Source organism: Pseudoduganella sp. R-31, assembly GCF_049913235.1.
Classification (GTDB): domain Bacteria; phylum Pseudomonadota; class Gammaproteobacteria; order Burkholderiales; family Burkholderiaceae_D; genus Rugamonas.
Genome location: NZ_CP183986.1, coordinates 2,484,319 through 2,497,789 on the forward strand (window position 1 = coordinate 2,484,319; position 13,471 = coordinate 2,497,789).

Genomic DNA, 13,471 nt, shown 5'->3' on the forward strand with positions numbered 1-13,471 from the left:
GCTGCCTACCCGGCCGCGCCGCCGCTTGTCATCAGAACTTGTAGCGGGCGCCCAGCATGTAGCGCGGCCCGGATTGGGTCACGAAAAGCGCCATCGTTTCAGCGCGGCCGTGGACACGCTGGATTTCATTGGTCAGGTTGATCGCCTCGAACTGCACGCTGAGCTTCTCGTTGAAGGCGTAGCCGACGCTCAGGTCGAGCTGGCCGTAGGCTTCCGTGTAGTTCGGATTGGGGCCTGCGCCGTCGAAGGTCGAGGACAGGAACTTGTCGCGCCAGTTGTAGGCCGCGCGAATCGACCAGTTCTTGTCTTCGTAGATACCGACCAGGTTGGCGGAGTTGCTCAGGCCGACCAGCGCAAATTGCTCGCCAATCTTGAAGTTGTCGTACTTCAGGCCCGAATCGACCCAGGTGTAGTTGGCCGAGAGGCCGAAGCCCGAATTGCCGAACATATGCTGCACATTGATCTCGGCGCCTTTCAGCTTCTCGTTCTTCTGGTTGGCGAAAGAGTTGATCTCGAACGACATCACCGGATCGTTTGGCTGGCCGATGATGGTGCCGGTAGCATTGCCGCTGGCGTCGTCCTGGCCGCGCGTCACGCCGGGAGCGGTAGGGTGGTTGCGGAAGATGTAGTTGCGGATGCAGACACGGTCGGTGCCGCAATTACCCTGCTGGACAGCTTCGTTCCACAGCGCGCCGCCAACCGGGGTATGCAGGTTGAACGGGGTAGCCGTGATCTTCGATTGGCCGGCATAGTTGCTCAGGTCTTTGTGGAACAGGCCGATCGAGGCGAAGCTTTGCTGGCCGTAATACCATTCCCACGACAGGTCCAGGTTCTTCGACTTCACCGGCTTCAGTTGCGGGTTGCCTTGGCTGCCGGTGCCGCCGAAATCACGCGCCAGGCGGTCCAGCGTGGTGCCGCCCTGGATCTGGTCGTAGCGCGGGCGGCCGATGGTTTCGCCGTAGCTGGCGCGCAGCTTCATGTCGGGACGGATATCGGCATCCCAGTCCACGGCGGGCAGCCAATGGCTGTATTTGCCGTCCAGCGTAGTGAAAGTCGGCGCGCCGAAACTGAGAGGGAACTCATTGGCCGACACCCAGCTGATGCCGGTCGCTGCGGGTACCAGCGCGGTCGAGATGACGTCGGTCTTTTCATAGCGCACGCCGATATTGGTATGCATCGGGATCGCGGTATCCCAGTCGGTGCCGAACTGGATATAGGCGCTTTTCGATTTCTCCTGGGTGCGCTGGTCGGAGTCGAAGGTACTCTTCGGCATGTACATGTCCGGCAGGCCGGTGACCTTGGCGGTCAGGGCACGCACTTTGGCAAAATTGAAAGTGTAGAACTGGTTGAACAGGGCAGGGTTGCCGCTGCCGTTGATCTTGTCGTAGTACTGCCGCAGCGACTCCTGGTGGAACAGGCTGGCCGGGTAGTCCGATGCCGTCGACGCGCCGCCCCAGGAATCGCGCTGCTGGGTCGACATGGCGGAGCGGTTCTTCACTTCGATCGCACCGACCCCGAAGTTCAGGTTCGACGCTTCCAGCAGCTTCAGGCTGCCCTTGAATTGGGCCTGTTCGATCTCGCCTTTCATGTAGCCATTCTGGAATACGGAGCCCGTCACCTGTTGCGGAGCCCTGGCGAAATCCGCGCCCTGGATGCTCAACACCGGGAAGTCGTCGCGGAAATCGACGGTAGTGTCGCCGCGGCTGAAGCTTGCGGTGCCGATCACGTTGCTGGAGCCGAAAGGACTGTCGGCCTTGGATACGGCGCTGGACTTGTGCATGTCCAGCTCCAGCTTCAGGCCATCGGTCTTCCAGGCGGCGTTGAAGCCGAGCGATTTGTTCTGGGTCTTGGTGGCAAAGTCGGCGCCGCCCATGGCGATATCGCTGTTGGCCGCCGGCAGCAGTTCGGTGTAGACCAGCGGCGCGGCGACCGGTCCGTTGCTCCAGGTCGAAGTGGATGGGCCGAAGTTGAACCAGGCGGACAAGTCCTGGCGGCGGGTCTGGATCTTGTTCTCGGAGTAGGTGTAGTCCAGCGTGGTGGTGAGCTGCTTGAGCGGCGCCCACTGCAAGGTCAACTGGCCGTTGGTGCGCTGGCGCTGCACGCCGTTCATGTTGTAGTTCAGGTTTTGCGGCAGCGAGTAAATGTCGCTGTCTTTCGGATGGTTGGTGGCGCCGGCTTGCGGGACCGGCCCCGCATTGCCCTGGTAAGGGCCGCGCCAGCCGTTCGAAACGGCTGCCTGGTTGAAGCCCAGGTTGCGCTCCTGGTAGCTGGCGCTGAGCGCCACGCCGAAGCGGTTGTCGTCGAAGGTATTGCTGTAGATGCCCGACACCTCCGGCGTGGTGGCGCTGCCTTGCTTGACGTCGCCTGGCAGCTTGTTGTGCGAGGTGTCATGTACCGCCTTGACGCCGACGCTGGCCACCATGCCCGGGCGGTCGAGCGGACGCGCGGTCAGCACATTGACGGTGGCGCCGATGCCGCCGGTCGGCGTTTCGGCGCGGCCGGTCTTGTAGACCTGGATCTGCGAGATCGCTTCCGAAGCCAGGTTGGCAAAGTCGAAGGCGCGGCCATTCAGGTCGCCCAGGTTGGAGGTCGGCATCTGGCGGCCATTCAGCAGCACCAGGTTGAAGTCGGGACCCACGCCGCGCACGGTGATCTTGGAGCCTTCGCCGATGGAGCGGTCGATCGACACGCCGCTGATGCGCTGCAGCGATTCAGCGAGGTTAGTGTCGGGGAATTTGCCGATATCGGCTGCCACGATGCCGTCCACGATACCGTCGGCATTGCGCTTCAGGTTCATCGAGGAACCCAGGCTGGCGCGCAGCCCGGTCACAACCACCGTGGTCACGTCGCCTGTACTGGCAGGGGCGGGCGCCACCCCTGCCTGGTCCGATTCCTGCGCCTGGGCTGGTGCGATGAGCGCCGCGCAGGCGGTGGCTACTGCAAGGCTCATCAATGTCTGCTTCGCCTTTGGATAGTGCATTTGGTCTCCTTGGTTCTTATAGTCTGGCCGCCTCCCAACTAGCATGGAAACGTTTCCATAACATGCTTAAAAATACTAGGGGCAGCAAAATCGATTGTCAATAAAATACGCCGGGGATCGGCTGGAAGTGTGGGATTTTCGTCATCAAACTGGAAACGTTTCCACTCTGGTTGGCGCAATATAGCACTCCTCAAATTTTGAAGTCAACAGCCTTTCCGTGCCGTGTTTGCAACAATAATGGGAACGTTTCCAGTGTGCGTGCGCGCTGACCCTGTGGCCGTCCTTGCAGTGGAAACGTCGCCAGGCGATATTCGGATTTTTCACTGGAGAGTCTGGTGGTACACTCGGTGCATGAATGCAATCATTCTTGCTGCGGCAATGCTGGCCGCCCCGGCCACGCCGGAACAGGCAGTCGCCACCCTGTGGCGTTCTCTAAGCCACGCTGCCGGCCAGGCCGGGGATGAGGCGGCCCTGCGCGCCATCCTCCACCCTGACGCCATGGTCTACGGCGCCCGTTACCGCGACGGCGTCGCCGCGCTGTCCGTGGCGCGCGGCAGCGATTTCGCCGCAGGCATTGGACGTGCTGCTGAAAAGGGCTTCTACGAATGTGAAGTGGCGCGCGAAGTACGCCAGTACGACCGCTTCGCCACTGTCTACAGCGTGGTCGAATCGCGCAACGAGCGCAATGCGCATCAGGCCAGTTTCACGGGCGTCAACAGCATCCAGTTATACCGCGCCGATGATGGCTGGCGCATCATCGGCCTGTATTACCAGGTCGAACGGCCCGGCCAGCCGATCTCGCTGCAGGGCGGAAAATCCGGCGCCTGCCTGGAGGGCTGAATGAACGAAAAGACCGCCCGAGCCATCATGCTGGTCAAGGCCATCGAGGAGGCCGACCAGCACAAGGAAGTACTGACTGACGACGACAGAAAATTCGCCAGCCGCACAGCGCGTGAACTGGCGCACTGGCAGGCGGCCGAGCAGCGATCGGCGTCCACGCTGCCGGACTTCCTTTACCAACGCGCCGAGCAATTGCTCAAGCGCCTGGCCACACGCCACAAGCTGTTCGCCTCCGTCACGCAAGGCCACAGCGGCCTGTGGGGAGCAAGCTGGATGCTGCCGCTGGCGGCGTTGCTGGCTGGCGGCATGGCGGAGCGCTTCGGCGACCCGCACCGCGTCGACTTGCTGTCAATGCCGCTGCTGGGAATCATCGCCTGGAATATGCTGGCCTACCTGTTGCTCATCTTGTGGGCGCTGCTGCCTGCACGCCGGGCCGGCCTGCGGCGGGGCCTGGCCAACCGCATGGCGCTGGGCGGCGGCCATATACCGCGCCGGTTGCCGCACGCGCTGGCGAGCGGCGTGCTGCAATTCATGGTGGACTGGGCGCGCGTGGGCGCCCGCCTGAACCTGGCCCGTATCGCACGCATCCTGCACTGGTCGGCCGCCGCCTTTGCCGTCGGCGCCTTGCTGTCGCTGTACGCGCGCGGTATCGTCGAGAGCTACGCGGCGGGCTGGGAGAGCACCTTTCTCAGCCCGTGGCAGGTACACCATCTGCTGTCGGTGCTGTTCGCGCCGGTGGAATTCATCTTTGGCCTGGAAGGCTTCACGATGGACGAGGTGATGGGCTTGCAGAACTGGGAAGGATCGCGCCTGGGCAACGGCGCGCGCTGGGTGCACCTGTATGCTGCAAGCCTGCTGCTGTATGTGGTGCTGCCGCGACTTGCGCTGGGCGCCATTGCCGCGCTGCGCGCCTTGTGGCTGCGCCGGCATTTTCCGCTCGACCTGGACCATGCTTACTACCGCCAGCTATCGGCGGCTGCCGGCGGCGAACCGGGCCTGTTGCGCGTGCTGCCCTACAGCCTGACGGTGGACGAAGCGCGCAGCAAGGGACTGGATATCCTGGCGCAAGCGATGCTTGGCGAGCAGGCTCGCCTACGGCTGCTGCCGCCGGCCGCATACGGCAGCGAAGCGCCGGCGCTGGAGGCCGGAGAAGGCGTGACCAATGCAGTGTTGTTTGGCATCGCCGCCACGCCGGAACAGGAAAATCACGGCGTTTTCCTGGCTGCGCTGGGGCGCGGGCGCAAGCTCATTGCCTTGCTTGACCAGTCCGCGCTGGCAGCACGCATGGACGCCGCCCGCTTGAGCGAGCGTATCGAGTTATGGCGCGAGTTCTGCATACAGCACGGCGCCGAGCCCATGGTGGTCGATTTGCTGGCGCCCATGGCGGCAAGCGAGAATCCGGCATGAGCGGCGCGCCTGTCACCATCCAGCTTGCGCTGGTCTCCCACACCAACAACGGCAAGACCACGCTGGCCCGCACCCTCCTGGGCACCGACGTCGGCCAGGTGCGCGATGCCGCCCATGTCACGGCTTTCGCCGAATCGCATGCGCTGATGACGACCCAGCAAGGCGACCGCCTGGTTCTGTGGGATACGCCGGGCTTTGGCGACTCCATGCGCCTGATGAAGCGCCTGGCGCTGACCGGCAATCCGATCGGCTGGTTCCTGCGCGAGGTGGTGGATCGCTACCGCGACCGTCCTTTCTGGCTTAGCCAGCAAGCCGTGCGCACCGCGCGCGACGAAGCGGACGTTGTACTGTACCTGGTCAATTCCACCGAGAACCCGGGCGATGCCGGCTACATCCCGGCCGAAATGCGCATCCTCGACTGGCTGGGCAAGCCGGTGCTGGTGCTGCTGAACCAGATGGGGCCTCCACGGCCGCTGCCGGAAGAGCAGGCCGAACTGCTGCGCTGGAAAGACTTCATGCTGCAGTTCGGCCAGGTGCGCGAAGTGCTGCCGCTGGATGCCTTTGCCCGTTGCTGGGTGCACGAGCGCGTGTTTTACGATGCGCTGGGGGCGCTGGTCGGGCCGGAAAAGCAGCCGGCCTACGAGCGCCTGTTCTCCGTATGGGAAGACACCAATGCGCGCCGCTTCAAGCAATCCATGGCGGTGATGGCGCACCAGCTGGCCGATGCTGCGCACGACAGGCAGATCGTGGAAACGGTGGAGCGCGGCGTCATCGCATCGGCCCTGAAGATCATCGGCATCGGCAAGGGCGAGGACCGTAAGCGGCAGGACCGGGCCATGAATACGCTGGTGGCGCGGCTCAACCTCTCGATCGGCCAGGCGACCGTCAACCTGCTGGCGCTGCACAAGCTGGACCCGAGCGAGGCGCCCAAGATCAATGCCCGCGTCAGCAACAACTTCGTGGTGCTGGCGCCGGTCGACAAGGGACAGGCGGCGCTGCTGGGGGCCATCGTCTCGGGAGCGGCAACCGGCTTGTCAGCCGACCTGGCTGCCGGCGGCCTGACGCTGGGCACGGGTGCATTGCTGGGCGGCGTGATCGGCGCACTGACCTTTGCCGGCGCGGCCTGGGGCTTCAATGTCGGGATGGAGCGTGAAGTGCCGACCATGTCGCTGTCCGACGATTTCCTGCGCACGCTGCTGGTATCCAGCGTGCTGCGCTACCTCGCCGTCGCGCATTTCGGCCGCGGGCGCGGCAACTTCGTCGAGAGCGAAGCGCCTCCCTTCTGGCAGGAGGAAGTGGAGCAGGCCGTGGCGTTGCATGAAACGGAGGTTGCCGCCCTCTGGAAGACCCTGCGCGAGCAGGAAGAGCGCGACCTGGCGCCGGCCAGCGCCGTGATCACCGGCATCACGGCGCACGTGCTGGCACGGCTGTACCCCGAAGGTCAGGCGGCGAATCCGCCGTCGATATTGAGGCCGGCACCGGTCACGTAACCGGCATCGTCGCTGGCCAGGTAGGCCACCATGGCGGCGATCTCCTCGCCGCGCGCGTGGCGCTTGATCGGCATCAGGTCGTGCAGCGCCTTGGCAAAATCGCTGTGCGCCGGGTTCATGTCGGTGTCCACCGGGCCAGGCTGCACATTGTTGATGGTGATGCCGCGCGGGCCCAGGTCACGCGCCAGGCCTTGCACCAGGCCAGTCAACGCCGATTTGCTCATCGCATAAATCGAACCGCCAGGGAAGGGCATGCGCTCGGCATTGGTGCTGCCGATATTGATCACGCGGCCGCCGGCTTTCATATGCGCCACAGCTGCCTGGGTGGCCGCAAACACGCCGCGCACGTTGACGGCGATGGTGTGGTCGAAGTCTTCCAGCGTCAGTTCGGACACGTCGCCCAGGTGCAGCACGCCAGCGTTGTTGACGAGGATGTCGAGGCGGCCGAAGCGCTTGGCGATATCGTCGATGGCGGCGCGGGTTGCAACGGCATCGGTGGCGTCGACTTTCAGTGCGAGGGCCTTGCCGCCGGCAGCGGTGATTTCGCTGGCCAGGGCGTCGGCTGCTGCGCCGGAGCTCTGGTAGGTGAAGGCGACCGTGGCGCCATCCTTGGCCAGGCGGCGCACGATGGCGGCGCCGATGCCGCGGGAACCACCGGTAACGAATGCGATCTTGCTCATGATTTTGCTCCTGAATGTTGGTTGGGATGAAGCTAGTATGGTCGCGACATTGCATGCCGACTAGATGGTAATATTGATTATCACTTTCAACCAAATGTATCAAATGCAGCCACTGAATCTCCTGGAATCCTTCCTGCAGAGCGCCGAATGCGCCGGCTTTTCCGAGGCGGCGCGGCGCCTGGGACTGACGCCGGCGGCGGTCAGCAAGAACGTGGCGCGGCTGGAGGCGCAACTGGGCGTACGCCTGTTCCAGCGCAGCACGCGCCGGCTGGCCTTGACCGAGGCCGGCGAACGCTTGCTGCAGCAGGTGCGCGGCCCGCTGGCCGAATTGCAAGGCGCGATCGCAGGCGCGGCACAGGATGCGGGCGAACCGGCCGGCACCCTCAAGGTGGCGGTGGCGCATGGGGTGGGCCGCATGTACATCCTGCCGTTGCTGAAGGGCTTCCTGCAGCGCTATCCGGGCGTGCAGCACGACTGGCGTTTCGACAACCGCACGGTGGACCTGATCGGGGAAGGCTATGACGTTGCTATCGGCGGCGGCATCGAACTGGCCCCCGGCGTGGTGGCGCGCGAACTGGGGCGGCCGCGCATCCTGGTCACGGCCGCCCCGTCCTGCCTGGCTGGCCGCAAGCGGCCTTCCCATCCGTCCGAGCTGGCCGGGTGGAAAGGCATTGCGCGCCGCTCCGCCGAAACCGGACGCCTGCGCGAATACCTGCTGCGCAACGCGGCAGGGGAAGAGGCGGTGGCCCAATTCAGCGCAGTCGCCACCTTCGACGATCCGGAAGCGATGGCGCAGGCGGCCTGCATGGGGCTGGGCGTGGCGCTGCTGCCAGGGCCGCATGCGGCCCCGCTGCTGGAATCCGGCCAATTGGTGCGCCTGCTGCCGGACTGGCATGCGGAGGTGGGGCCGCTGTCGATCTACTATTCCAGCAAGAAGCTGTTGCCGGCCAAGACGCGCGCCTTCGTCGATTACGTGATTGCTCAAATGCGCGCAGACGACTTTGCGGGGCGGCTCGACAGGCTTTGAAAGATCACGGTAATATGGGCTTCCAATTCATCAGCGATAGGGGTGCCTTCCATGAAGTTCCGCCTTGTTACCCGCAGTGATTTTGATGGCCTGGTGTGCGCGGTGCTGCTCAAGCACCTGGACTTGATCGACGAGATCCTGTTCGTGCACCCGAAGGATATGCAGGATGGGAAAATCGCCATTACCAGCCGCGATATCACCACCAACCTTCCTTACGTATCCGGCGCTTATCTGGCGTTCGACCACCACCTGTCCGAAACCATCCGCAATACGGGCGAGCGGCAGAACCACGTGATCGACCCCGGTGCGCCGTCGGCCGCGCGCGTGGTGTACGACTACTACGGCGGCGGCAACAAATTCCCTTCGGCGTGGAACGACATGATGCTGGCGGTGGACAAAGGCGATTCGGCCCAGTTCAACCGCGATGAAATCCTCAACCCGCAGGGCTGGGACTTGCTGAACTTCCTGATGGACGCGCGCACGGGCCTGGGGCGCTTCCGTGATTTCCGCATTTCGAACTACAACCTGATGATGGACCTGATCGATTACTGCCGCTCGCACACGATCAGCGAAATCATGGCGCTGCCGGATGTGAAGGAGCGCAGCGATCTGTATTTCGACCACGCGGAAAAGTGCAAGGAGCAGATTCGCCGCTGCTCGAGCGTGCATAAGAACCTGGTGGTGCTGGATCTGCGCCATGAAGAGACGATTTATGCGGGTAACCGCTTTGTCATTTATGCACTGTATCCTGAGCAGAATATCTCTATCCACGTGCTGTGGGGCCTGAAAAACCAGAATACGGTGTTCGCGACCGGCAAGTCGATCCTGAACCGTACGTCAAAGACCAATATCGGGGCGCTGATGCTGGAATACGGCGGGGGCGGGCATGAGAATGCCGGGACGTGCCAGGTGGAGAACGAGATGGCGGAGGATGTGCTGGGCGCGCTGATCGTGCGCATCAACAAGGAAGGGTAGAACCTCTAACCGGTGCCCGACCCGCAGGGTCGGGCACCATTGCCCGGCAAGCGAATTAGAAGTCTTTTTCAGGTAAAGCTATAGAATTATCGGTCGAGAACTGGTAGTCCTTGAACACGTGCTCCGCAGTCAGGATCTGGTAGGAACCATCCGGCTTCCTGAACGAAGTGTCCTTCAGGCGGTAGGTGTAATGACCGCAAGTCCAGCAGTTGAAGTTGCGCATGTGGGTGCACAGGCAGGTCTTGTCCATCACCTTGATGCCCTTGTCGCTGCCGCCGTTGGCCATCACTTCACGGTTGTACGAATTGATGTAGGCGCAGTTGCCGGTGGCATCGAGCAGGTAACCGTAGGATTCGCAGCCCGGACGAATGCCGGCGCCGATTGCCGGGGTGCTCTTCAGCATGCGCATCGGATAGCCGGTCGGCGAAACGCCGTTGACGATGATGTCTTCCTCGCTGGCCTTGAAGTATTCCTGCTTCACGTCTTCAGGCAGGCCGCATTCCTTGGTTACGGTAAAGCGGGTCGCTACCTGCACGCCGGCCGCCCCCATCTCCAGGAAGGACACCGCATCGCTGCCGGTGAACACGCCGCCTGCGGCGATCACTGGAACGTCCAGGTTTTCCGCCTTCATGTAGTCCAGGATCTCTTGCACGATCTGGTGCAGGTCGAAATCCTTCCAGTCTTCCAGGCCGAAACCCAGGTGGCCGCCGGCCAACGGGCCTTCCACGATCACGTAGTCGGGCAGGCGGTTCAGCTTCTGGTTCTTGCGCAGGAAGATCTGCAGCGCGCGCACGGAGGAAACGATGATGCCCAGCTTCGCTTCGCGGAAGCGCGGGTGGTCGGCCATCAGCGCGAAGGAGCCGAAGTGCAGGCCGGCCGACAGGGTGATGCCGTCGATGCCCGCGTCCAGCGCCGCGTTCAGGCGCGTGCGCAAGGTTTCCTTCGGGCCGTTCATGGTCAGCTTTTCCATGCAGTTCACGAAGATCAGGCCAGGGCCTTCCTTGCGCTGCATGGTGTCGCCGATGTGGCGGCGCTGGGCTTCTGCCAGGCGTCCCAGGTCGAACTGCACCTCGGACTTGTCCATATTGTTGATGTTGTGCTTGTACAGGCGGGTCTTGTCCTTGACGAAGGTGGTGTCGAACTTGCGGTCCGAAACATCCTCCACCATGGCATCGGAAATATGGCCGATGCCGCCAAGGCGCGCTGCTTCCAGCGCCAGTTCGGTCGTGGAAATATCCACGCCCATCCCGCCGATCATGATTGGCACATACTCTTTGTCGCCAAACTTGAGGCGGAAATCGTCAACACGTTTCATTACAGTCCTTCGATCAATCGCGGAAATTGTTGAACTCCAGAGGCGTGTCCGGCACGTCCTTGCGCAGCAGCTGCATCGCAGCCTGCAGGTCGTCGCGCTTGGCACCGCTCACACGTACCGACTCGCCCTGGATGCTGGCCTGGACCTTCATCTTGCTTTCCTTGATTACCTTGGTGATCTTCTTGGCGGTCTCGGAATCGAGACCGTTTTTCACCTTGATGACCTGCTTGACTTTGTCCCCACCAATCTTCTCTACCTTGCCTTCGTCGAGGAAGCGCACGTCGACCTTGCGTTTGGCCAGCTTGTTGGTCAGCACATCGCGCACCTGGCCAAGCTGGAATTCCGAATCGGCGAATGCCGTCAGGTCGTTTTCTTTTTGTTCTACGCGCGCATCGCTGCCTTTGAAGTCGAAGCGGGTCGAGATTTCCTTGTTGCTTTGGTCGACGGCGTTGCGCACCTCGATCATGTCCGCTTCGGATACTACGTCAAACGATGGCATATTCTTTCCTTTACAATGAAGCACCCGCCCAAGGGGCGGATTCAAAAGAAGCGACATTTTAACGGACAAACAAGCGAACGCTCGGTCGTTTTTGTCATAATTGCACTATAATCGAGCAAAAACTTGATCTACCCATGCCTTTCCCTGATTTTCTCCAGCACGAATACCCACTGAAGCATTTAAATACGTTTGGTATTGATGTACGCGCCAAACATTACCTGCGCGTGACATCGCTGGAGCTGTTGCGCAGCGCCCTGGCCGATCCCCAACTGGCGGCCATGCCGCGCCTGGTGCTGGGCGGCGGCAGCAACCTGCTGCTGACCCGCGATTTTCCGGGCCTGGTGCTGCATATTGCGCTGGAAGGCCGCGAAATCCTGGCAGGCACCGCGACTCACCACCACGTCCGCGCCGCAGCCGGCGAAACCTGGCACGGCTTTGTGCAGTGGGCGCTGGCGCAGGGCGTCGGCGGGCTGGAAAACCTTTCGCTGATCCCGGGTACCGTGGGCGCAGCTCCAATCCAGAATATTGGGGCGTATGGGGCGGAAACCAAGGACTGTTTCCTGTCGCTGACGGCGTTCGACCCGGCCAGCGGCAAAGTGCGGGTAATGGACGGCGCCGACTGCCGCTTCGCCTACCGCGACAGCATCTTCAAGCACGAAGGACGCGAGCTGATCATCCTCGACGTGAGCTTTGCCTTGCCGCGCGCCTGGAAGCCTAACCTGCGCTACGCCGAACTGGCCAATGCCGTGGCGGAGCAGGGCCTGGCGGCGCCAACGCCGCAGCAGGTAGCCGACACTGTGATCGCGATCCGCCGCCGCAAGCTGCCCGACCCGGCGCAAATCGGCAATGCCGGCAGTTTCTTCAAGAATCCCGTGGTCAGTGCCGAGCACTGCGCCCAGTTGCTGGAGAAGTTCCCAACACTGGTGCACCACCGCCAGCCGGACGGCAGTGAAAAGCTCGCTGCGGGCTGGCTGATCGACCAATGCGGCTGGAAAGGGAAGTCGATGGGCGCCGCCGGCGTCTACCCAAAACAGGCCCTGGTGCTGGTGAATAACGGCGGCGCCACCGGCACCGAAGTGCAAGCCCTGGCCGCAGCCATCCAGGCCGACGTATCTGCGCGCTACGGCGTATTGCTCGAACCCGAGCCAGTATTCATTTAAAAGTCGGGGTCAGGTCTGGCAATCCGCCATGTTTTTCGCGATGCGAAAAACATGGCGGATTGCCAGACCTGACCCCGACTTTCATTCTGCGTTGACGACGCGGTTGCGGCCGCCTGCCTTGGCGGCGTAGAGCGCGCGGTCGGCGGCCGATACCAGTTCACTCCACGATGATTGCTTGGTGGGCACGACGGTCCGCACGCCGATCGACATGGTGAGCACGCCGTAAGGCGCGGCATTGGCGTTTTCGATTTCCAGTTTCTCCAGCTGGCGCAGGCAGGACTGGGCCACGTTCATCGCACCGGCATTGTCGGTCTCCGGCAGGATGATGGCGAATTCTTCTCCGCCGTAGCGCGTGACCAGGTCGGCCGGGCGCTTCAGGTTCTCGGTCATGACTGCAGCTACCTTTTTCAGCGCCAGGTCGCCTGCCGGGTGGCCGTAGCTGTCGTTGAACTGCTTGAAATAGTCGACGTCGATCATCAGCAGCGACAAGGGTGTCTTGTCGCGCTTGCCGCGCTGCCATTCCAGCATCAGCGTTTCATCGAAACGGCGTCGATTGGAGATGCCGGTCAGCGGGTCGAGCGCGGCGAGCTTTTGCAGCTCCACATTGGCGGCGGCGAGCTTTTGCTGGCTTTCGCGCAGGAAGCGGAAGGCCTGGTCGCGCTGCAGGCGGTGGATGTGGGCATTCGAGTGGTGGCGTACGCGCGCCAGTAGCTCCAGCTTGTCGGGCAGCTTGACCAGGTAGTCGTTGGCGCCGACGGCAAAGCCGTGTGCTTTGAGCTTGGGGTCTTCGCGCGCCGACAGCACGATGATCGGAACATGCGCCAGCATTTCCTCGGCGCGGAAACGGCGGATCAGCTCAAAGCCGTCCACTTCCGGCATCACCAGGTCCTGCAGGATTACGGTAGGCTGCATCGAGTTGGCGACGGCAATCGCTTCGCGCGCATCGGTGATGAAGTGGAACTCGATGTCTTCCTGGTCGGCCAGCATGCGCCGTACCGCTTCCGCAATGATCAACTGGTCGTCAACCAGCAGCACGCGTACCTTGAAGTGGGTCAGGCTTGGCTCGGTTTCCAGGTTCAAGGTGAGTACGTCAGGCAT

The 13,471-nt window shown here is 62.6% G+C and carries 11 protein-coding genes; 6 read left to right on the top strand and 5 right to left on the bottom strand.

Annotation, left to right across the window (positions count from 1 at the left end):
* Nucleotides 1–31: 31 nt before the first annotated feature.
* Complete coding sequence (locus ACN9MY_RS11330; RefSeq protein ID WP_426337345.1) at nucleotides 32–2,950, bottom strand: TonB-dependent receptor; 2,919 nt, start codon at nucleotides 2,948–2,950, stop codon at nucleotides 32–34.
* Nucleotides 2,951–3,331: 381 nt separating this feature from the next.
* Here ACN9MY_RS11330 and ACN9MY_RS11335 point away from each other — a divergent pair, with 381 nt between their 5' ends.
* From ACN9MY_RS11335 to ACN9MY_RS11345, 3 genes are read left to right on the top strand one after another with little or no spacing between them, the layout of a single operon-like run.
* Nucleotides 3,332–3,820 carry a hypothetical protein gene (locus tag ACN9MY_RS11335; RefSeq protein ID WP_426170701.1) on the top strand — a complete coding sequence of 163 codons (489 nt, stop codon included), beginning with the start codon at nucleotides 3,332–3,334 and terminating at the stop codon, nucleotides 3,818–3,820.
* The gene (locus ACN9MY_RS11340) at nucleotides 3,821–5,227 is read left to right on the top strand and encodes a DUF2868 domain-containing protein (protein WP_426322448.1); all 1,407 of its coding nucleotides are present in this window, start codon (nucleotides 3,821–3,823) and stop codon (nucleotides 5,225–5,227) included.
* Complete coding sequence (locus tag ACN9MY_RS11345; RefSeq protein WP_426322450.1) at nucleotides 5,224–6,717, top strand: DUF3482 domain-containing protein; 1,494 nt, start codon at nucleotides 5,224–5,226, stop codon at nucleotides 6,715–6,717. Before ACN9MY_RS11340 ends, ACN9MY_RS11345 begins: the two co-directional genes overlap by 4 nt.
* On the opposite strand, the gene ACN9MY_RS11350 is transcribed toward ACN9MY_RS11345, so the two are convergent.
* Complete coding sequence (locus tag ACN9MY_RS11350) at nucleotides 6,669–7,397, bottom strand: SDR family oxidoreductase (protein ID WP_426170705.1); 729 nt, start codon at nucleotides 7,395–7,397, stop codon at nucleotides 6,669–6,671. The genes ACN9MY_RS11345 and ACN9MY_RS11350 overlap by 49 nt on opposite strands.
* Before the next feature lie 103 nt (nucleotides 7,398–7,500).
* Between ACN9MY_RS11350 and ACN9MY_RS11355 the strand changes: the two genes are divergently transcribed.
* Entirely contained in the window at nucleotides 7,501–8,424 is a 924-nt protein-coding gene (locus tag ACN9MY_RS11355) for a LysR substrate-binding domain-containing protein (protein ID WP_426170706.1), read from the top strand.
* Nucleotides 8,425–8,475: 51 nt separating this feature from the next.
* Entirely contained in the window at nucleotides 8,476–9,399 is a 924-nt protein-coding gene (locus ACN9MY_RS11360) for an exopolyphosphatase (RefSeq protein WP_426170708.1), read from the top strand.
* Between the two features lie 55 nt (nucleotides 9,400–9,454).
* Here the strand turns inward: ACN9MY_RS11360 and ACN9MY_RS11365 are convergent, their stop codons facing one another.
* Complete coding sequence (locus ACN9MY_RS11365; RefSeq protein WP_426170709.1) at nucleotides 9,455–10,714, bottom strand: nitronate monooxygenase; 1,260 nt, start codon at nucleotides 10,712–10,714, stop codon at nucleotides 9,455–9,457.
* 13 nt (nucleotides 10,715–10,727) lie between these two features.
* Nucleotides 10,728–11,213: a YajQ family cyclic di-GMP-binding protein gene (locus ACN9MY_RS11370; protein WP_057262600.1), complete on the bottom strand. Its 486-nt coding sequence runs from the start codon at nucleotides 11,211–11,213 to the stop codon at nucleotides 10,728–10,730.
* Nucleotides 11,214–11,347: 134 nt separating this feature from the next.
* Between ACN9MY_RS11370 and murB the strand changes: the two genes are divergently transcribed.
* Nucleotides 11,348–12,373, top strand: a complete 1,026-nt coding sequence (murB, locus tag ACN9MY_RS11375; RefSeq protein ID WP_426337346.1) for a UDP-N-acetylmuramate dehydrogenase — start codon at nucleotides 11,348–11,350, stop codon at nucleotides 12,371–12,373.
* 81 nt (nucleotides 12,374–12,454) lie between these two features.
* Here the strand turns inward: murB and ACN9MY_RS11380 are convergent, their stop codons facing one another.
* Nucleotides 12,455–13,471, bottom strand: a complete 1,017-nt coding sequence (locus tag ACN9MY_RS11380) for a diguanylate cyclase (protein ID WP_426170714.1) — start codon at nucleotides 13,469–13,471, stop codon at nucleotides 12,455–12,457.

Excerpts from the sequence above, each read along its gene's own strand:
- ACN9MY_RS11360 (WP_426170708.1), top strand. The coding sequence starts at position 8,476 with ATGAAGTTCCGCCTTGTTACCCGCAGTGATTTTGATGGCCTGGTGTGC.
- ACN9MY_RS11380 (WP_426170714.1), bottom strand. The coding sequence starts at position 13,471 with ATGCCTGACGTACTCACCTTGAACCTGGAAACCGAGCCAAGCCTGACC.
- ACN9MY_RS11345 (WP_426322450.1), top strand. The coding sequence starts at position 5,224 with ATGAGCGGCGCGCCTGTCACCATCCAGCTTGCGCTGGTCTCCCACACC.
- ACN9MY_RS11335 (WP_426170701.1), top strand. The coding sequence starts at position 3,332 with ATGAATGCAATCATTCTTGCTGCGGCAATGCTGGCCGCCCCGGCCACG.
- ACN9MY_RS11365 (WP_426170709.1), bottom strand. The coding sequence starts at position 10,714 with ATGAAACGTGTTGACGATTTCCGCCTCAAGTTTGGCGACAAAGAGTAT.
- murB (WP_426337346.1), top strand. The coding sequence starts at position 11,348 with ATGCCTTTCCCTGATTTTCTCCAGCACGAATACCCACTGAAGCATTTA.
- ACN9MY_RS11370 (WP_057262600.1), bottom strand. The coding sequence starts at position 11,213 with ATGCCATCGTTTGACGTAGTATCCGAAGCGGACATGATCGAGGTGCGC.
- ACN9MY_RS11355 (WP_426170706.1), top strand. The coding sequence starts at position 7,501 with ATGCAGCCACTGAATCTCCTGGAATCCTTCCTGCAGAGCGCCGAATGC.
- ACN9MY_RS11350 (WP_426170705.1), bottom strand. The coding sequence starts at position 7,397 with ATGAGCAAGATCGCATTCGTTACCGGTGGTTCCCGCGGCATCGGCGCC.
- ACN9MY_RS11330 (WP_426337345.1), bottom strand. The coding sequence starts at position 2,950 with ATGAGCCTTGCAGTAGCCACCGCCTGCGCGGCGCTCATCGCACCAGCC.
- ACN9MY_RS11340 (WP_426322448.1), top strand. The coding sequence starts at position 3,821 with ATGAACGAAAAGACCGCCCGAGCCATCATGCTGGTCAAGGCCATCGAG.